The organism is Mycoplasma sp. 613B (assembly GCF_054343485.1).
The window spans coordinates 1-19,520 of sequence record NZ_JBTGVH010000007.1; the positions used below are offsets into that span (position 1 = coordinate 1).

The 19,520-nt window shown below is 25.7% G+C and carries 21 protein-coding genes and 3 tRNA genes; 19 read left to right on the forward strand and 5 right to left on the reverse strand.

Annotation, left to right across the window (positions count from 1 at the left end):
- Window positions 1-181: 181 nt before the first annotated feature.
- The 7 genes from dcm to ACXX87_RS01615 all read left to right on the forward strand — a co-directional run bounded on the left by dcm (window position 182) and on the right by ACXX87_RS01615 (window position 4,343).
- Window positions 182-1,702, forward strand: a complete 1,521-nt coding sequence (dcm, locus tag ACXX87_RS01585) for a DNA (cytosine-5-)-methyltransferase (protein WP_458573143.1) — start codon at window positions 182-184, stop codon at window positions 1,700-1,702.
- Window positions 1,699-1,956, forward strand: a complete 258-nt coding sequence (locus ACXX87_RS01590; protein WP_458573161.1) for a DNA-methyltransferase — start codon at window positions 1,699-1,701, stop codon at window positions 1,954-1,956. Before dcm ends, ACXX87_RS01590 begins: the two co-directional genes overlap by 4 nt.
- Window positions 1,957-1,962: 6 nt before the next feature.
- Window positions 1,963-2,036: transfer RNA gene (locus tag ACXX87_RS01595), tRNA-Trp, on the forward strand.
- A gap of 26 nt (window positions 2,037-2,062) precedes the next feature.
- A complete protein-coding gene (locus tag ACXX87_RS01600) occupies window positions 2,063-3,466 on the forward strand; it encodes a hypothetical protein (RefSeq protein WP_458559475.1) in 1,404 nt (467 codons plus the stop codon).
- Entirely contained in the window at window positions 3,450-3,947 is a 498-nt protein-coding gene (locus tag ACXX87_RS01605; protein ID WP_458557732.1) for a redoxin domain-containing protein, read from the forward strand. Before ACXX87_RS01600 ends, ACXX87_RS01605 begins: the two co-directional genes overlap by 17 nt.
- Before the next feature lie 231 nt (window positions 3,948-4,178).
- Window positions 4,179-4,265: transfer RNA gene (locus ACXX87_RS01610), tRNA-Leu, on the forward strand.
- 2 nt (window positions 4,266-4,267) lie between these two features.
- A tRNA-Lys gene (locus ACXX87_RS01615) sits at window positions 4,268-4,343 on the forward strand.
- Window positions 4,344-4,473: 130 nt separating this feature from the next.
- Here the strand turns inward: ACXX87_RS01615 and ACXX87_RS01620 are convergent.
- Both ACXX87_RS01620 and ACXX87_RS01625 read right to left on the reverse strand, forming a co-directional pair.
- Window positions 4,474-4,764 carry a YneF family protein gene (locus tag ACXX87_RS01620; protein ID WP_458560670.1) on the reverse strand — a complete coding sequence of 97 codons (291 nt, stop codon included), beginning with the start codon at window positions 4,762-4,764 and terminating at the stop codon, window positions 4,474-4,476.
- A 103-nt stretch (window positions 4,765-4,867) separates the two neighbouring features.
- Window positions 4,868-5,200, reverse strand: coding sequence for a hypothetical protein (locus ACXX87_RS01625; RefSeq protein WP_458573144.1), 333 nt, complete (start codon window positions 5,198-5,200; stop codon window positions 4,868-4,870).
- A 66-nt stretch (window positions 5,201-5,266) separates the two neighbouring features.
- Here ACXX87_RS01625 and efp point away from each other — a divergent pair, with 66 nt between their 5' ends.
- The 4 genes from efp (at window position 5,267) to ACXX87_RS01645 (ending at window position 8,919) form a co-directional block, all read left to right on the forward strand.
- Window positions 5,267-5,830, forward strand: a complete 564-nt coding sequence (efp, locus tag ACXX87_RS01630) for an elongation factor P (RefSeq protein ID WP_436358442.1) — start codon at window positions 5,267-5,269, stop codon at window positions 5,828-5,830.
- A gap of 2 nt (window positions 5,831-5,832) precedes the next feature.
- Window positions 5,833-6,147 (forward strand): MMB_0454 family protein, encoded by a 315-nt coding sequence (locus tag ACXX87_RS01635; RefSeq protein ID WP_436358441.1) that lies wholly within the window; start codon window positions 5,833-5,835, stop codon window positions 6,145-6,147.
- 15 nt (window positions 6,148-6,162) lie between these two features.
- Window positions 6,163-8,019 (forward strand): transketolase, encoded by a 1,857-nt coding sequence (locus tag ACXX87_RS01640; RefSeq protein WP_458573145.1) that lies wholly within the window; start codon window positions 6,163-6,165, stop codon window positions 8,017-8,019.
- A 309-nt stretch (window positions 8,020-8,328) separates the two neighbouring features.
- Entirely contained in the window at window positions 8,329-8,919 is a 591-nt protein-coding gene (locus tag ACXX87_RS01645; protein WP_458559473.1) for a hypothetical protein, read from the forward strand.
- A gap of 30 nt (window positions 8,920-8,949) precedes the next feature.
- Here the strand turns inward: ACXX87_RS01645 and ACXX87_RS01650 are convergent, their stop codons facing one another.
- Window positions 8,950-9,792 carry a MurR/RpiR family transcriptional regulator gene (locus ACXX87_RS01650; RefSeq protein WP_436358435.1) on the reverse strand — a complete coding sequence of 281 codons (843 nt, stop codon included), beginning with the start codon at window positions 9,790-9,792 and terminating at the stop codon, window positions 8,950-8,952.
- 109 nt (window positions 9,793-9,901) lie between these two features.
- On the opposite strand from ACXX87_RS01650, the gene ACXX87_RS01655 reads away from it, so the two are divergent.
- From ACXX87_RS01655 to ACXX87_RS01690, 8 genes are read left to right on the forward strand one after another with little or no spacing between them, the layout of a single operon-like run.
- Window positions 9,902-10,549, forward strand: a complete 648-nt coding sequence (locus ACXX87_RS01655; protein WP_458573146.1) for a hypothetical protein — start codon at window positions 9,902-9,904, stop codon at window positions 10,547-10,549.
- Window positions 10,539-11,171 carry a hypothetical protein gene (locus ACXX87_RS01660; RefSeq protein ID WP_458573147.1) on the forward strand — a complete coding sequence of 211 codons (633 nt, stop codon included), beginning with the start codon at window positions 10,539-10,541 and terminating at the stop codon, window positions 11,169-11,171. Before ACXX87_RS01655 ends, ACXX87_RS01660 begins: the two co-directional genes overlap by 11 nt.
- On the forward strand, window positions 11,171-11,842 hold the full coding sequence (locus ACXX87_RS01665; RefSeq protein WP_458573148.1) for a hypothetical protein: 672 nt from the start codon (window positions 11,171-11,173) through the stop codon (window positions 11,840-11,842). Before ACXX87_RS01660 ends, ACXX87_RS01665 begins: the two co-directional genes overlap by 1 nt.
- Entirely contained in the window at window positions 11,835-12,137 is a 303-nt protein-coding gene (locus ACXX87_RS01670; protein ID WP_436358431.1) for a hypothetical protein, read from the forward strand. The genes ACXX87_RS01665 and ACXX87_RS01670 overlap by 8 nt, the downstream gene beginning before the upstream one ends.
- 13 nt (window positions 12,138-12,150) lie before the next feature.
- On the forward strand, window positions 12,151-12,597 hold the full coding sequence (locus ACXX87_RS01675) for a PTS sugar transporter subunit IIA (protein ID WP_436358430.1): 447 nt from the start codon (window positions 12,151-12,153) through the stop codon (window positions 12,595-12,597).
- Window positions 12,597-12,869, forward strand: coding sequence for a PTS sugar transporter subunit IIB (locus ACXX87_RS01680; RefSeq protein ID WP_436358429.1), 273 nt, complete (start codon window positions 12,597-12,599; stop codon window positions 12,867-12,869). Before ACXX87_RS01675 ends, ACXX87_RS01680 begins: the two co-directional genes overlap by 1 nt.
- Before the next feature lie 18 nt (window positions 12,870-12,887).
- Window positions 12,888-14,417, forward strand: a complete 1,530-nt coding sequence (locus ACXX87_RS01685) for a PTS ascorbate transporter subunit IIC (RefSeq protein WP_436358428.1) — start codon at window positions 12,888-12,890, stop codon at window positions 14,415-14,417.
- Entirely contained in the window at window positions 14,410-16,350 is a 1,941-nt protein-coding gene (locus ACXX87_RS01690) for a transketolase-like TK C-terminal-containing protein (protein WP_458561055.1), read from the forward strand. The genes ACXX87_RS01685 and ACXX87_RS01690 overlap by 8 nt, the downstream gene beginning before the upstream one ends.
- Window positions 16,351-16,397: 47 nt before the next feature.
- Here ACXX87_RS01690 and ACXX87_RS01695 read toward each other — a convergent pair whose 3' ends face one another.
- Together ACXX87_RS01695 and pheS are read right to left on the reverse strand one after the other, a co-directional pair.
- Entirely contained in the window at window positions 16,398-18,557 is a 2,160-nt protein-coding gene (locus ACXX87_RS01695; RefSeq protein WP_458561056.1) for a phenylalanine--tRNA ligase subunit beta, read from the reverse strand.
- Window positions 18,557-19,504 carry a phenylalanine--tRNA ligase subunit alpha gene (gene pheS / locus ACXX87_RS01700; protein WP_458573149.1) on the reverse strand — a complete coding sequence of 316 codons (948 nt, stop codon included), beginning with the start codon at window positions 19,502-19,504 and terminating at the stop codon, window positions 18,557-18,559. The genes ACXX87_RS01695 and pheS overlap by 1 nt, the downstream gene beginning before the upstream one ends.
- Between the last annotated feature and the right edge of the window lie 16 nt (window positions 19,505-19,520).

Genomic DNA, 19,520 nt, shown 5'->3' on the forward strand with positions numbered 1-19,520 from the left:
AGGTATTTAATTTAATTTGAGAAGTAATTTGCTATTCAGTTTTGAAAGAACTATTCGCTCCTGATTAGGAGTTTTTTTATTATTTAAATACTTAAATAATAAACTTTTTAATGAAAAAATTTTTATTAAAAAAAGCAAAAAAATGTTTATAATTTAATGGTAGCAACGTAGAAGGAGAGGGATGGAATTTAAAATTTTAGATTTATTTTCAGGTGCTGGTGGTTTTTCATCAGGTTTTGAACAACATAAAGATTTTAAAACTAGTATTGCTGTAGATTTTGATCAAAATGCCTTAAAAACCTTTAAATTTAACTTTCCTAACACTAAAATAATTTGTGGTGATTTAACTTCAAAAGAAGTAAAGTCGCAAATTATTGAAACTGCTAAACAAGAAAAAATAAATATGATAATAGGTGGACCACCTTGTCAAGGTTTTAGTTTAAAAGGAAAACTTAAAGGTTTAGATGATCCAAGGAATTTTTTATTTTTAGAATATTATAATTTAGTCAAAGAATTAAAACCAGAAGTTTTTGTTATTGAAAATGTTAAAAACCTTTTAAATACATTAGATGGTTATTTCATTAAGCAAATATATGACAAATTTACTAATCTTGGTTATCAAATTAATTATGGAATTTTAAATGCTAAAGACTTTGGAGTACCGCAAAAAAGAGAAAGAGCAATTATTATTGGTTCTTTATCTAAAAACATTAATTTGCCTATTAAAAATACAGAAAAAATAGTTACTGTTAAAGACGCTATTTCTGATTTAAATTATTTAGAATCTTCAGAAGGTTCTTTTGAAAGTAAATATTTATTCAAGTCTCAAAGTGAATACCAACAGATGTTAAGAGGAAATAAATTATTTAATCATCAAGCAACAAATCATTCACAAATTGCTTTAGAAAAGTTAAAAATGATACCTTCAGAAGGTGATAAAAATCACCTTCCAAAAGAGCTATGAGGAAAGCAAAAATTTAGTACAACTTGATCAAGATTAAAATGAAATGAAGTAAGTCCTACTATTGATACAAGATTTGATACCCCTTCTAATGGAAAAAATTCTCATCCTGTTTTACATAGATCAATAACTCCAAGAGAAGCAGCAAGATTACAAAGTTTTCACGATAGTTTTGTTTTTTTAGGACCAAAAACCAGTGTTTGCAAACAAATAGGAAATGCTGTGCCACCACTACTTGCAAAAGAAATAGCAAAGCAAATTGCAGATGCTTACAATAATGATGAAAATACAGTAAAAACAGAATTATTCAATGCTGATGCAATTAAAATTATTGATAAATTAATAGAGAGCAAAAAGAAGGCTGATCATATTATTTGTGATCCACCTTATAATATTTCAAAAGAAAATAATTTTTCAACTCTAAACTCACCAAGAAAAGGAATTTTATTTGGACAATGAGATCAAAATTTTGATTTATTTAGTTGAATTCCAAAGTATGTCCAACTTTTAGATGATAACGGTTCAATAATTATTTTTTGTTCTTATAAATATATAAGTTTTATAATAAAAGAACTAGAAAATAATAAAATAGAAATTAAAGATGTTTTAGTTTGACAAAAAAGCAATCCAATGCCAAGAAATATAAATAGAAGATATGTGCAAGATATGGAATTTGCAATATGAGGTGTTAAACAAAAAGCAAAATGAATATTTAATAAACCAAAAAAAAATCATATTTAAGATCACTTTTTGAATTTCCTGTTGTTTCAGGAAAAGAGAAAGTTGATCATCCTACTCAAAAAAGTTTAAAATTAATGGAAGAAATTATCAAAATTCATACAAATGAAGGGGATTTAATTTTAGATCCTTTTATGGGTAGTGGAACTACAGGAGTTGCCGCATTAAAATTAAAAAGAAATTTTATTGGAATAGAAAAAGATGAAAAATATTTTAAAATAGCAAAAGAAAGAATTGAAAAAATAAACATAAAATAATTTTATGGAGGTTTAGTATAATGGCAGTACAATGGATTCCAAACCCATTGGTAAGGGTTCGATTCCTTTAACCTCCGCCATATGTAAAAACACCAAATGGAGTAAAATGGAAAAAGAAAAAAACATATTTAATTATTTAATAAAAAATACGTCAAAATTTAATTTATCAAGTACAAATTTCTTTGAATTTTTAGATTTAAATGGAGCTAAAAAACTGATTTATGCTTTTGAAAAATTAATTTTTCAAGAAAATAAAAAACAAAAAATTTTTATTGCAAATCAAAATAGCGAAAAAGCAGATAAAATTAGTGAAATTTTTATTTCTTTATTTGAATTTAAAGATACTAATCAAATTACAACATTAAGAAAAAAAGATTCTATTTTTTTTCCTTTGTTTGCTTTTGCTTCTAGAAAAGTAGGTTTTGATTATTCTATTTATATTAGCGAAAATCCTTTAAGCAAAGAAATAAGTATTAGCTTTTATAAAGGAAATATGCAGTTTTTGAGCAAAGAGGAAATTGAAAAAATGAAATTTTATTTTGAATATGAAACAAATTTAGAATTTGAGAACATTCAAAAAAATAATAGTTTTTCAATTTTGAAAATTGACAATATTGTTGAAAATTTTGCAACCACTTTAATTAATGATTTTATGCTACGAAAAAATGATTCTAAAATTCTTAATATAGGTTTTTTAAATAAAAATAATGACATTAAATTATTACAACAAAAGATAGTTGGAAAAATGGATTTAAAATTTAATTATTCTCCTTTTAGCATAATTAAAAGTAAAATGATTAATAAACTTTACTTTAATTTATTTAAAAAATCTGATGTTTTAATAGATTATGAAAATGACTTTAATAACATTATTTTTTATGTTAAAAATAAAAATAAATATATAAAAATAAGTGATATTGAACTATTTATTACTATATGTCATTTTTTAAATACTGAATTAAATACTACCAAAATTTTAATGAATAATGAATTATTTAAAATAATAGATTTAGAAGTAATTAAACAGAGACTTTTAAATAAAGAGGGCAGTAACTTAATTAATGTCAATTTGGATTCTAAAATGAATATTACTATAGAACAAAAAACTTCTTTAGTTTTTGACAATCCTTTTAAAAACCTTATTTTGTTTTTAAATTTTCTAAATTATTGCAAAACACAAAATTTAAATTTTGAAAAAATACGTGACTTTTTAAAGAAAATTTATAAATACAACGAATTAGAATTTAATTCCTTAACAAGTAAAATTAATCTAGAAAAAACAAAAAATATTTTCTTTGAAAAAGGATATAAACTGATTTTTGAACATCAAAATGATTCTATGCAAACATTTTATTGTTATTTTGAAAACAAAATGAGTGAAAAAATTTGATTTTTTTATAATTTTTCTTTTTGTAATGCAAAAATTATGTATGAATCCAAAAAAAATGTAAAATATAATTATTTTATGCATAAATTAATAAAAAGGATTAAAAATGACAACAAAATTTAAACAAAAAGAATATAGATTATTAAATAATGGAAAATCCCTTGAAAAAGGAGATGTAATTTCTTTTAAAGCAACTAACACAATGTTTGAAGATGTAGAAATCAAAAATTTTGATAAATTAACAATTATCTCTATTTTCCCTTCTTTAAACACTAGAGTTTGTGATGAACAAACAAAAGAAATTTCTAAATTAGCATCAGAATTTAAAGAAGTAAGATTTATTTCTATTTCACTTGATTTACCAAGTGCTATTGCTGAGTGAAAATCAGTAAATTTATTACCTAATATTGAAATCTATTCAGACTACAAACATAGAGAATTTGGACTAAAATACGGATTTTTAATTGATCAAGTATTTTTACTAAATCGTGGTTATATAGTGTTAAACAATCAAAATAAAGTTATAGATTTTTCATACAACACAGATGTACATGAACAAATAAATTTTGAAAAAATTAGAGAAATTATCAACGAAAATATTTAAATTCAAAATATTAACTTTAAACCGCACCAAGCGGTTTTTATTTTCTTCTATCATTGTAAAAATTTCACTTTTTTCTTAAAATATTTAAAATTTTTATTATAATTTATATACTTTTATGATAATTACTAAATAATAAATAATATCAAATAAAAAATTTTAAAAAAATCTCAAAAAAATTTGGTTTTTTTAAAAAAAATAGTATAATTATAAAAGTATGTTAATACGAGACAAGCTCGAGTGGCGGAATAGGTAGACGCAAGGGACTTAAAATCCCTCGGTGGCAACACCGTGCTGGTTCAAGTCCAGTTTCGAGCACCAGTGCGCCCTTAGCTCAGCAGGTAGAGCAAATGGCTTTTAACCATTGGGTCAGAGGTTCGAATCCTCTAGGGCGTACCATTTCAATATATTGTCCAAAGAAAATACCTTTATGGGTATTTTTTTATTTTTTAATTTATGAAAATAATTAACTAAAATAAAGGAAAAATAGATGTTTTCAAAAAAATGAAAAAAAACTTAGTTTCCTAAGTTAGTTATTTTTAGCATTTTTCATTGAACGCATAACAGCTTTAATTTGTGTTTCAGAAGCTTTTCTTCCCATTTGTAGGAACATAGCTCTAATCATTTTTTCAGTAATTGGAGGATTTTCTTTTATTTGTTTTTCAAACATTTTCTTAGATACTAAAACTCCGATGATACCACCAACAATAAATAAAATTACTGCAACAGCAATAACAATACCTATTCAACCACCAAGACCTACTCCCCCAGCTGTTTCCACAACTTTTACATTAGTTGCTTCATTAAAAATCTTTAACATAAATTTCCTCCTATGATTTTTCTCCTTATATTATACCAATCAATTAATAATTTTCGGTGAAAACTATTAATTTTATTAATTATTATTATATTGCTTTTTTGTTTTATAAAACAACGGTTCCTCCAATAATTCAGGAAACTCCGATAATACAAAAAACAAGACCAAAAAATAACGGACTAACTAATTTTATTTTTTCTCAAACTGGTAAATACATCCCAGTGCTTTCATAGTCGATGTTTTTTACACTCTTTATGTTGTTTTTTTCTCTATATTTAATTAATTGCTTTTCTTTGTACTCTTGTGCTTTTCTTTTTGTTCTTGGATAATAAAAAAATAAAATAATTCCAAGAACAATAAAAAGAGATCCAAATAAAATGGTTGCTCATAAAGGTAAACCATCTAATTTTTTATTTTCTAGTGATCCTATTTGATTCATAATATTAAATTATAAAACTTTTTAAAAATATATTATAATTAAAATAATATTTAATTAGGAGGAATAATGTTTAATGTTAATGATTTTAAACCAGGGATAACTTATCAAGAAGATGGTGAACTTTTTATTGTTTTAGAGTCCCAACACTCAAAACAAGGTAGAGGTCAAGCAACAGTTAAAGCAAAAGTAAAAAACTTAAGAACAGGAGCTACAACAATTAAATCCTACACAGGTGGAGATAAAGTTGAAAAAGCTCATATAGAAAAAACAGGTATGAATTATCTATATAACGACGGAAACGAAATTATTTTAATGGATGAAGAAACCTATGAACAAATTGGAATTGATGTTTCTAAACTTCAATGAGAATTAAACTTTTTAAAAGACGGATTAAAAGTTATTGTTAGAAAATTCGAACAAGAAATTTTAGATATTGAATTACCTATCAATATTGAATTAAAAGTAATTGAAGCTCCAGAAGCTGTTAAAGGAAATACTACAACAAACCCACAAAAAAAAGTTATTGTGGAAACAGGTTTTGAAGTTGAAACACCTATGTTTATTAAAGAAGGTGAAATTATTATTGTTTCAAGTGAAACAGGAAAATACGTTGGAAGAGCTGGTAAATAAATATGAATTATGTTATTGTTAATTACGGTCTTAATCAAATTTATACTGTTTATGAACAATCATTTTTACAAACAGTAAAATCTGTATTTTCTAAAACTGATTTTGTAAAACTAGATGGTGATGTTAAGATAAAATTTAACAATTCCAATACCAATATTAGTATAGAAGCTCAATTTTACATTTATGAAAACAAACATGAATTTAGCGATATTATCAATAACTTAATTAACTCTTTAAGAGAATCAATTAAGTTACTTATAGGGATAGATGCTGAAAATATTTCATTGTTTTATAAAGGAAAAATAAATAAAAAATAAAATTAAAGGATAAAAATGAACTACAATAAAAATTTAGATCAACTTTCCATTAATACTTTAAAAATTAATGGAACAGCAGCAATAAATAAAGCAAATTCAGGTCACCCAGGGATTGTTTTAGGTGCTGCAACAATTATGCACACTTTATTTTCAAGACATTTAGTTTTTAACCCAATGTCTCCAGAATGAATTAATAGAGATAGATTTATCTTATCAGCAGGACACGGTTCAGCATTATTATATGCTCAATTAAGAGTTTTAGGATTAATTAAAAAAGAAGATTTAATGAACTTTAGACAAATGGATTCTTTAACACCAGGTCACCCAGAATTTGGACATACAATAGGAGTTGAAGCAACAACTGGACCACTTGGTCAAGGAATTGGAATGGGAGTAGGACTTGCACTTGCAGAAAGTCATTTAAATTCTAAATTTTCTGAAATTAACCACTATACATATGTTTTATGTGGTGATGGAGACCTTCAAGAAGGAGTTGCTAATGAAGCTTTATCTCTTGCAGGAAAATGAGAATTAAACAAATTAATTATTTTACACGATTCAAATGATGTGCAACTTGATACAAAAGTTGAAGCAGTAAATGCAGATGATTTAAGACTAAAAATGGAATCACTTGGATTTTTCTACCAACAAGTAAAAAATGATGTAGAAAAAATTTCTAAAGCAATTGAAAAAGCAAAATCATCTAAAAAACCTTCATTTATAGAAGTAAAAACAATCATTGGTGAAGGTGCAACAAAACAAGGAACAAGCGATGTGCACGGTGCTCCACTTGGTAAAGACTTTGAAAACCTAAAAACCAAATTAAACTGAACAATGGATGATTTTGAATTACCACAAGAAGTTGAACAATATTACAGAGAAACTCTGTTTAAACGTGGAGAAGATGCACAAAATTCTTTTGTAGAATCAGAAGAATTAAAAAATTATTTAGAAAATGCTAATAAAGAAATTTCTATTAATTTAACATTAAAAGAAAATGATGCTACTAGAAATTCTTCAGGTGCTGTTATTAAATATTTAAACGAAAATACACAACACTGAATTGGTGGATCAGCAGACTTAGTTGCTTCTACAAAAGTTGGTGGAGCTGATGGGGTATTTTCAGTTGAAAACAGACAAGGAAGAAACCTATTATTTGGAGTTAGAGAATTTGCAATGGGAGCAATTGCAAACGGACTCGCACTTCACTCAGTTCTAAAACCTTTCGTTTCAACATTCTTTGTATTTTCAGATTATGTAAAACCAGCAATGAGACTTTCAGCATTAATGAAATTGCCTGTAACTTATGTATTTACACACGATTCAGTGTTTGTTGGGGAAGATGGACCAACTCACCAACCAATTGAACAATTAGCTATGCTTAGATCATTGCCTGGAATTAAAGTTTTAAGACCTGCTGATGAAAAAGAAGTAATTGCTTCATATGAATTAGCAATTAATTCAGTAAATAAACCACACGTTATAGTTCTAACAAGACAAAACATTACTTCACTTGCTTCAACAAATAAAGACTTATTTAAACAAGGAAGTTACTTTGTGAATAAAACAAATTCTAAATACGCTTTAGTTGCAACAGGAAGTGAACTAGCAACAGCACTAAAAATTGGTAAAGAATTTGATTTAAACGTTATTTCAGCATCTAACTGAGATAATAAAGTGCTTTGAAACCCTATGAACACTATTTCTATTGAAGCGGCTTCTACTTTTGGATGAGCTAAATTAGCAAGACACAATATTGGACATGATGATTTTGGTTATTCAGCTCCAGGTGATCTAGTTTATAAAAAAATAAAACTTGATTATGAATCAGTAAAACAATACGTTTTAAAACACTTTAAATTAAATAAATAAAGAAGGTGTATTACAAAAACAACAAATTTACAACCAAATACACCATCAACTGATTCCAAGTATTTTACTAAATCAAAAATTTTTAAAATTACAATTTCCGATATAGTTTTAAGTGGAATTTTAATTGCTATTTATTTAATAATTACTTCTATTTTAAGATTAACGATTTTTACAAGTAAATTAAACATTAGTTTTGAAATACCTTTTAGTATTATTTTAGGTTTAGTTTTTGGACCTTTTAAAGGTGCTTTTCTTGCAATAATTGCAGATACTTTTACTTTGCTAATAGTTGGAAGTATAGCAACTTGAATGATTGAATATGCAATTGTACCACCACTTATCGCTATAGTTTCTTGATCTTTGTTATATATTTACCAATTAAAAAATAAATGAAGTTTTATAGTTATAATCACTTCATTTGCTTTGGTAATAGTTACAATGCTTTTAATTTACTTTTTAGAAGTTTTAAATACTACCAAAAATGTTAGAATTGAAAATATTAATAAAGACTGAAGAAGTTTTTTTACAAAAGAAATAGTATTAACTTTTATTTCTATTTTTTCAATAGTAAGTATTGCAGTTTTTAGTTTCTTTATTTTTAAATATTTTAAGACTAAAAAAGAAATTTATTACCTTTTAACCTTTATTTTCGCAACTATTTGCATTATAATAATCATTTTCCGTTGACTTTGAGGACCGATTGCTTTTATTAATTATTACAATCGTTTTATCGCTGTTAAAACAAATAAAGGAAGAGAAATTAGTGGATATTTCTACTTCTATCTTACTCCAATAATTTTAAAAGGTTTAATTACAATTCCAATTTATACAACAATATTAACGTTATTAGTTCCTATCTTATTAAAACTCAAAAAGAAATACGATCAACCAAAATATTAATAATAAAACTCATTCGTTTGAATGAGTTTTTTATCTTTCTTTCTTTAAAAAATCTTGTCAAGAATTTAAAACATTATTAGTGTTTATTAATTTTTGTTTGTATTTTTGATTTGAATTGGTGATGTAATCAAAAAAGTAATCTAAAATAACAAGGTGAGAAATTTTTGAAGCAATAGGAACTAATTTATCTAAATTATTGATTTTGGCATAAGTTATTTTTATATCAATTAATTCAGAAAATATTTTTTCAATATTCGAAGTAATAACTATTGTTTTTGCTCCAAATTCTTTTGCTTTTTTAAGAGCAAAATAAATTTCATTATTTCTAAAATTATTACTCAAACAAATGATTGCATCATCTTTTTCAAGAGTTCCTAGTAATGGAAACATAGTGTGAAAATCTAGTTCAAAAGTTGCATCAAATCCTATCTTCTTTAGATTTGCACAAAATTCAGAAAGAATTTTTCCACTTGAACCTAGTCCAAATAATAGCACCTTTTTTGCTTTATTTAAATAGTTAGTAGCAAGTTTGATTTTATATATATTTTCTTTTTGCACAGCAGAATTTATTGCATATTGTTGAGTTTTGTAAATATTAAGAAAGTTCTTTTCAGTTTTTAAGAATTTGGTAGAAATATCTAAAATATCTAACTCTTTTATTCTTTTGTTAATAAAAATGGTTAGTGCTCTATAGTTGTTAAAACCATATTTCTTGGCAAATCTTGAAATAGAAGCCTCGGAGCAATAAATTATCTGTGATAATTCTTGCTGAGTTAGGTCAAATTCCTTTTCATGGAATAAATTAATAAACTCAAGAATCTTTAATTCTACGTTAGTTAAAGAGTTAATTTTGGTCAAAATATTGTTAGTCATATTAATAATATTTTAATATATTAAATAATAAATGAAAGAAACTTTCAAAAATTTATTTTTTTCTTTCATTTATAATAAAATTATTTATGGATAATATAAAGGAGATTTTATGAAATATTCACAAAGTGTTTGTGCTATAAATAGTTTTGAATCACTTAAAATATTAGATGAACTTTCAAATTCTGGTATGACTCATATTCATATTGATTTTATGGATAGTTTTTATGTTCCAAGTTTCGGTTTTTCTTTTGAACAAGCAAAATTTTTAATTGAAAGATTCAAACATATAAATTTTGATGCTCATTTAATGGCGAAAAAACCTTTAAGATTAATTGAAAAATTAATCCAAGTAGGATTCAAAACAATTTTTATGCCAGCAAATGAAATATCACTCGAAGATTTTGTAGATGCTACTAAAAATTATCCAAATATTTGCTTTGGAATAATGTTAGAAGCAAATAATAATCCAGAAGACTTTAGAAATATAATATTAAATTCAAAAAAAATTCTTTTGATGACTATTGATAAAATAGGTGGTACTGGACAAAAATTAAATAATTTATTATTTTCAAAAGTTAATACAATTAAACAAATAAATAAATCAATTGAAATTTATTCAGATGGTGGTTTAAGAGTGACAAATAGTGATGAATTTTATCAAAATAATATAGATGTAGCTGTTGGTGGTTCTATAATATATTCTTTTGATAGTGCTAATAAATTTATGAAATGATGAATAGAGAAATATGATTCTTAATATAGCAGTGATTGTTTTAGGTTCACTTCTGGGTTTTATACTTTTAATAGTCATTATTTGACGTTTATACGAGAAAATTAAAGGTAAAACAAGAAATTTTAACTCTTCTAAAATTGGAAATACTTCTAAAAAAACGCTTGAAAAACTTTTAATTTTTGATTCGTTAAATGATTCATTAACTTTAAGTAATATTCTAGTAAAAAATAATTTTTCTAAAAAAGGTTATTCCCTTTTTAGTGGAGTTGTTCTTACAAAAGAAAAAATTTATTTAATTTCTGATTATGTTTCACTTGACAACTATGAAAAAATTTTAATTGATGAAAAAGGTGTTTTTTTACAAAAAAATAATAAATCATTTAAAAAAGATCTTTGAGAAACCTATTGATTAAATGAGTCATCAAGATGACTTGAGAAAAGATTCAAAGATAAATACGAAATTTTAATTCTTGTTGATGAAAATGTTAATAGTGATTTAATTGAAAATAAAACAAAATACAGATTTATAGATATTTATTCATTAAATAAAGAAATAGAAACTCAAAGTCAAACTCTAATGAACCCGAAAAAGGTAAGTGAAATATTTTTAAAAAACAATTTATTTAAAAAGGAAGATTCAAAGTAATGAAATTTAATATTTTAGGGATTTTTCTTTTAGTTTGTATTTTGATTATTCAAATTTTTATTGTTTTTGTTTATAAAATAAATTTAAAAATAAAATATCAAAAAATTGGTTTAAATTTAGTAGAAAAACCAACAGTAATTGTTCAGAAAAATTTAAGTACTAAATTCAATAAAACATTTAATTTAAGTTTAAATATCAGTTGATTTAAAACTCAAATTAACATAAAAAAATCCTTGTTCTTTATCTCTAAAGAAAACTTAGGTTCAAATATTTTTTCACTTGTTAATCTACTTCACTTTAATTTTTATTCTTCAAATATAAAGAAAAATACAGAAAAAACAACTCTTGTCTTTAAATATTTAATGATTTTATTATTTAGTGCGAGTTGAATTTTACTTACTATGGATTTATGAATTTGATCACTTTGTGCATTATCTTTATTTGTTTTACTATTTGTATTTGAATTTGTTTTTAGTTATAAAATTTCTAAAATAGCATATATACAAACGAAAAATTATATTATTGAAAAATATCATAATCAAAATCTAAACTTAATTTTAAGTTATTTAAAATACAAAAGATTTTCACTTTTAGAAAAATATTTAACTTTTTATATTACTATCATTCAAGAATTAACTATTAAGTTTAAAAATTGGGGAAAAAATGAATAAAAAAACTAAACAAGAGTTAATTGAACATTTAGTTTATAAATATGCACTAGATGAAAAATATTTATCACAATTGTCATTAGAACAACTTGAAGAACTTTATCAAGAAAAAGAAAAAGAATCGTTATTAATTGCTAAAAACCCAAATAAATTCTTTTATATTAAAAGTTTACCTGTTCCAAAAGAAGTGGAAACAAAAACTTCTACAAAAGGTGGTTGAATAATATTTGGAGCATTTATTACAGTAATTATTTTTGCAATTGTTTTGTTTTTATTATTAGCTTTCTTAAAAAATTAAAATAAGGAGAAAAATGAAGTTATTTGACAAAAAAATGATGGAATGACAAGAAAATTGTCATGATTGAAAGGAAGTTGTACACAAAGGTGTAGAACTACTTGTAAAAGAAAATAAAGCTACATGAGAATTAGAGACAAAAATTTTAGATTCAACTGCACAATACGGAGCTTACTATGTTTTAGAAAAAGGAATAGCACTACTCCACGGACCTGCAGGAGATCATTGTTTAGAAGCTGCAACTTCCACACTTATTTTAAAAGATGAAGTAGTATTTAATAATCAGGAAGACAAAAGTGCAAGAATTATTATAACTCTTTCAGCACCAGATAATACTTCTCACATTGGTTTTATTCAAGAATTTGGAAATTACTTTATGAATGAAGAATTTAAACAAAAAGTTTTAAAAGTTAAAAATATGCAAGAGTTTTTGGATTTAATAGAAAAATACGAGGTGAAATAATGAACATTAGATGTGTTTGTGGTTCTGGTTTAGGTTCAAGTCTTTTATTAGAAATGAATGTCAAATCAGTTTTAGATAAATTGGGAGTAGATTACGAATCTGTTGAACATACTAACATTTCATCATTTTCAAAAAATGGTGTTGATTATGTAGTTGTTGGTGCAGATGTTGCTCCTACATTGGATTTTCCAAAAGAAAAAATGGTTGTTTTAACCAACATTTTATCAAAAGATGAATTAGAAAAAAAATTAAAAGAATTATTAAAAATATAATTTTAGAAAGGAATTAAAATGGCTTTTCTTTTATGAATGCTTAATTTTTTAAAAGCCTTTGTAGCAGTACCTGCTTTATTAGTTGGTATTTTTACAATGATTGGAGCCCTTGTTTTAAGAAAAAAGGGTTCACAAGTTGTAGTAAGTACTTTTAAAGTTATTGTAGGTTTCTTAATTATGGGTGGTGGAGCTGGAGTTCTTGTTGGTTCACTAAACAAGTTCCAACCAGTTTTCCAAGCTGTTTATAGTTTAAATGGTATTATACCTAATAATGATGGTTTTGTTGGAGCTTTAGCAAAAGCATTACCAGAAATTGCTACTTTAGGTTCAATTATAATGTTAGTTGCAATGTTGTTAAACATTTTATTAGCACTAACTTCAAGATTTAAATATGTTTATTTATCAGGACACGTTTTATACTATACTTCCTTAATGTTAGCAGCAGTAATGTATGTAATCGGTTTTGATTTTCAAAATAGTGTTGCAGACTTTGTTTTAGCAATGTTTGCAGGAGCTGCTCTTTTAGCAGTTTATATGGTTATTTCACCAGCAGTTCAACAAAGATACATGAGACAAATTGTTGGGAGTGATGAAATCGCTTTAGGACACACTGGTGGATTTGGTTATGCTTTATCTGGATTAATCGGTGAAGCAGTTTATAAACTTAAAAAAGGAAAAGTTCTTTCAACAGAAGAAATTAAATTTCCACAATCACTATATTTCTTTAGAAACACACTAGTTTCTATTTCAATTACAGTATTTATTTTCTATCTTGCAGCATTTTTACCAGGTGGAATTTTATTTGAACTTGGAAAAATAACAAATAAAGAAGCTTTAGCTGTTTTAAGCGATGGAAACTGAGTTATCACAATGATAGTTCAAGCATTTACATTCACAGCTGGAGTAGAAATTGTTTTAGCTGGTGTTAGATTATTTATTGGTGAATTAGTGCCAATGTATAAAGGATTTAGCGATAAATTAATTAAAAATTCTAAAGCAGCTGTTGACTGTCCTGTAGTATTCCCTTATGCTCCTAATGCAGTTATTATTGGATTTATTTCTTCTTTTGCTGCTGGACTTGTAGGAATGGCTATTACTATTGGTTTAGGAGCTGCAAGTTTAATTCCTGCAGTTGTATTACCAGGATTAGTTCCTCACTTCTTCTTAGGAGCAACTTCTGGAGTATTTGGAAACGTTAAAGGTGGAATAATTGGTGCAATAGTTGGTCCATTTGTAGTTGGATTAATTATTACATTTATTCCTGTATTCTTTGTGCTTGGAAATTGAACTCCAACTAACACAAATGCTTTAGGAAAATTACTTGAAGCATCTAACTCAGTAAAAGCAGATTCATTAATTTCACTAAACTGAGGAGATACTGATTACTTTATTGGTTACATTCCAGGAATTATAGGATTAATCCCTAAAGCAGGAAAATATGTTGCTTTTGGTACAATCATTGCAACTTACTTAGCATTAGTTACTGATGGACTTGTTAAAAGATTTGTTTTTGACAAAAAAAATAAAGGTGAAGTAAAAAATGCGTAAAAAACATTTGGACTACACTGCAAATGAATTTATTGCAACAATGCGTGCAGTTGCTATTGACGGAATAAATAATGCAAAACAAGGGCATATTGGAATGGCTCTTGGTGCTTCTGAAATCTTTTATGCACTTGTAGGACAAGTAATGAGATTTAGTCCTTCTGATCCAAAATGAATCGATAGAGATCGTTTAGTTTTATCAGCAGGACATGGTTCAATGGGATTATATTCCATTTACCATTTACTTGGATTATTAAGCATTGATGATATTAAAGCACATAAAGAATATAATTCTAAAACTCCTTCACATCCAGAAATTGATAAATTAGAATTTGTCGATGCTTCTACCGGTCCATTAGGACAAGGTGTTGCAATGGCAACGGGAATGGCACTAAGTGCTAAACACTTAATAAAAAGATTTAATAAAGATCGTTTAAATATTTTTAACCACAACATTTTTGTAGTTTGTGGAGATGGGGATTTACAAGAAGGAGTAGCTTTAGAAGCAATCCAATTTGCTGGTACAAATAAACTATCTAAACTTGTAATCATTCACGATTATAACAATATGCAAATTGATTCAGCATCTTCTGAAGTAAATAACATAAATTTTGAACTATTTTTCAAATCTCAAAATTTCAATGTTATTATTTTAAGAGATAATGATCCAGTTGAAATTCAAAAAGCATTAGAAAGAATTAAAGACACAGTAAAACCTACTTATATTCAAGTTCCTACCACAATCGCTTATGGAACAGATGTTGCAAACTCTCCAAAAGGACACAATGGAATTTTAAGTCCAGAAGCAACTGTTAGTTACAAAAAAAGACTTGGTTTAAAAGAAACTAAACCTTTTGAATACAATGAGCAAGCTTATGAATTTGGAAGACAAATGATTATTTCCAAATCAACAGCTTACACAAGATGAGTTAATAATTTTGAAAAATTAAAAACAAGATATCCAAAATTAGGAAGAGAACTTGAAGCGTTAATTAAAAGGGAAAAATCCTTTGATTTTAAAGATTTTAAATTTAAACAAACTAATGTTGCTACAAGAAATTATGTTGCTGAAATAATGCAATATTTAGATGGAAATTATGAAGATTTTATGGGTGGTTCTGCAGACCTTAGAAGTGCTACTAAAGTAGGTTTTGATTCTAATAGAAATATCAAATATGGAATTAGAGAATTTGCAATGACTGCTATCAACAACGGAATAAATTTACACTCAGGATACACTACTTTTGGTTCAACTTTCTTAGTTTTTGCAGACTATGCAAAACCAGCTCTTAGATTAGGTGCACTAATGGAAATCCCTTCTATTTCTGTATTTAGTCACGATTCTTATCAAGTAGGAGGAGATGGTCCAACTCATCAACCGGTTGAACAAATTGGGATGCTCCGTTCTATACCTAATTATTTAGTATTTAGACCAGCAGATGAAAATGAAATGCTAAATTCTTTTAAATATGCATTAAATAGCAAAAAAACACCTTGTGCTATAATTACATGTCGCCAAGAAGTGAAATCATTTAATTTACAAAAAAATGAATTTAAAGCAGCTTATTTCATTGATAAACAAGAAAGTGCAAATATTACACTTCTTGCTTCTGGTTCAGAGGTGAGTTTAGCTGAGCAAGTAGCTAATGAATTGAAAAAAATTAATATTAAAGCAAGTGTAATTTCTGTTCCATCCTTGCAATTATTGCTCGATGATGAAAAACTTATAAGTCAGTTAGAACTTGCTAAACAACCATTATTTGCAATCGAAGCTTCTAACGATCATTTATGATACAAACTTTCTAAATATTCTAAATTTGATGCTCATTTAGCAAAAGACTTTGGACACTCAGCACCAGGACAATTTGTTTATGAGTTAAATGGATTTAATAAAGAATTTTTAGTAGAAAAAATCAAATTATTTTTAGAAAAATAATAAAGAAAAAAACAAAAAAAGCATTCATTAATTGAGTGCTTTTTTCTTTAATTGTACTTTTGATCAATTAGTTTCATTCCAATTTCATCACAAAGAATATTTAAGGTAATTTTTACTTCTATCTCAGTTTCAAATTTATCTTTAATTTTTATTGAAAAAATATTTTGATATAAAGCATATAGTTCATTTATGACGTTTTCTATACTTTCTCTTTTAGTTAATGAAAAGGTAATGTCTCTTGATTTTAATGGTGAATTATCATACTCTTTAAATATTACTTTCTCTTTTTCAATAGCATCTAAATTGATTTCAGCAAACAAAGCATCACTGATATTTAGATATGGAGAAATTTTTCCAATTCACCCTACAAGAGTGTTGTTGTGGTATATTAAAGCGGTTGTTCCTGTGTGAAAATTATTAATATCTTCTGCTCTTTTGAAAGTTAAATTTTCTGAAACATTGTTTAAAATCACTTCTTTTAATTGATTGAAAGGATAAGAAGTTGAAGCTAAAGCTAAAACATTCTTAAATTCATTAACCATTCCTACTTCAAAAATAGAAATATCTGTGATTTTTCTTTTTTGATTATATTCAATCACTTCTGCTAAAGAAATTGCTAAAGAGTTTCTAATTTCTTCTCTTTCTTTGGAAACGAAAGTTTCTAAAGTTATATTTTGTTTGAAATCAAAAGGATTAAAAACATTACGTTCTTTTGAAATTAAAGAATAAGTTCAAACTTCTTGAAAACCACTAGAAGAGATTTTTTCTTTAATAATATTTGGTCTATTAATTAAAAATGAGTTAATTTTTGGTTGATTTAAAATCAAATTATTAAATCCATAAAATCTTAAAACTTCTTCAAGAATATCATCTATATCTTCAATATCATGTCTATAGTTAGGAACAATAATTTGTTCACCTTTAAACTCAAAACTAAGAATTTCTAGTGATTTTTTAACTGTTGCAAATCTTTCGGTTTTTGAAATTTCACTTCCTGCAATTCTATTAATGTAATTGATATCAAAATAAATAGATTTTTGCTCTATTTTTGGTAGATTGATTATTTGTGAAAATTCAGTTAAATAATTAGATAAAAAATGATGACCTAAAAGCATTGTACCTAATGAAACTTTTTTGGATGATTGTTTATAGGAATTAGAATCAATTTTGAGTTGCTTTGCTGTATGTCTTACATCTTTAATAGAGAAATTACCAATTTCAAAAATAATTTCTTTAGTATCTTTAGTTATAGAAGTTTTTTCTGCTCCCATAACTCCAGCAAGAGAAACTGCTTGATTATTTCCATCATAAATGGCAAGTGCGTTTGTAAAATCTACAATTTTATTACCAAGTGCTTCAAATTTTCCAGAAAAAATTTGTGGTTGTAAAGGACTTTTAATAGTATTTTTATTATATGCATGAGTGGGCATTCCGCTCATAATCAAGGTTAAATTAGTTAAATCAACTATAGGGGAAACTAATTTAATTCCTGATTTTAAAAGTAAAAATGAATCTTGTATATTTAGTTTAAAGTTACCATATTTTTTAGCTTCAATACCTGTTAAAAGATTGTTTTCATTATTTTTTATAATAAAGTTGCTATTAAATGTTGGATTTTTATAATTTATATTTAGAGGTTCTGAAAGGAAAAAGGCAGCTAATTCTTTTGCCATTATTAAATAAGAGTTAGCATCAGAACGATTGCTTAGAATTTTAATATCAATTAAATAATCATCAAGATCAAGCAAATCTAAAGGATTTTCCTGTAAATTTACTTTTTGAAAAGTAAAAATACCTTCTTTAAATTCGTCTCAAACTAAGTTAGTATCAAAACCAAGTTCATTTAAAGAAACAAGCATCCCTTCTGAATTAATACCTTGTAATTTTTTTTCAGCAAAAATCATTTTTCCATTGGTAGAACCAGGAACAAATGCCATTACGTAATCATTTTGCTTAACATTTGTTGCTACAGTTTGAATAACTCTATCTTTATCAGCAAATTCGATTTCACAAACATTCAATTTATCAGCATTTGGATTTTTATAGATGTTTTTGATTCTACCAAATTTAACACCTTCAATGTTATTAAATTTTTGATAACTTTCAACTTCAAAACCTATGGAATTTATTGCTTCTAAAACATTTTCAAGTGTAATTTTAGCATCAAGATTAGCTAATTGTCTTAATTTTTTATATGAAAAAATCATTAGTTTTCCTTTCTAAATTGATTTAAAAATCTTAAATCATTTTTGTAAAATTCTCTAATATCCTGAATTTGGTATTTTATCATTGCAATTCTTTCAAGACCAATTCCTGCTGCAAAACCATTCATATCATTTGTATATCCTGCTTGCTTTAGCACATTTTTATGTAGCATTCCTGCACCTAAAATTTCTATTCATTTATTTTTGTAAAAAACATCTACTTCTACTGAAGGTTCAGTGAATGGAAAATAAGATGGTCTCATTCTAATTTGAACTTCTTCTTCTAAAACATAAGATAAAAAAGATTTTAATGTTCAGATTAAATTTGGAAAATTAACATTACCTACACTAATAAAATCTACTTGTGTAAATTGATGAGAATGTGTTTGATCATCTTCGTCATTTCTATAAACTTTTCCAATTGAAAATTGACTAAAAGACTGATTTTTAAACATTTCTAAAGTTTTTGCACTTATTCCTGTGTTATGAGTTCTTAAAAGTAGATTTTGATTAATATACAGAGAATCTTGCATTTCTCTTGCCGGATGATCTTTTGCAATATTTAGTCTTTCAAAATTATATTCATCACTAACAATTTCTGAATCTGTGTATTCTAAATATCCATTTTGTGAAAATCACTCTCTTATTTTTTTAGAAACTAAAGTTATAGGGTGTAATGAACTTTTTGATTCCAAAGGTTCATTAACATCAATTCATTCGTTTTGAATTTTAGATTTAATTCTATGTTTTTCTATATTTTCAGCAGCTTTTTGAAAAAAAAGTTCAGCTTTTTCTTTTAATTCCTTTATTTTTTTTCCAATTTGTGCCTTTTTATCGTTAGTAGTTTGTTTTAATTCTTTAGTTAATTTTGCTATTTCACCTTCAGGTCCAAATACTTTATTTTTAGCTTGTTTTAAATCTTCGAGATTTTTTATTTTATCTAATTCCATTTTTCCCTTTCTAATA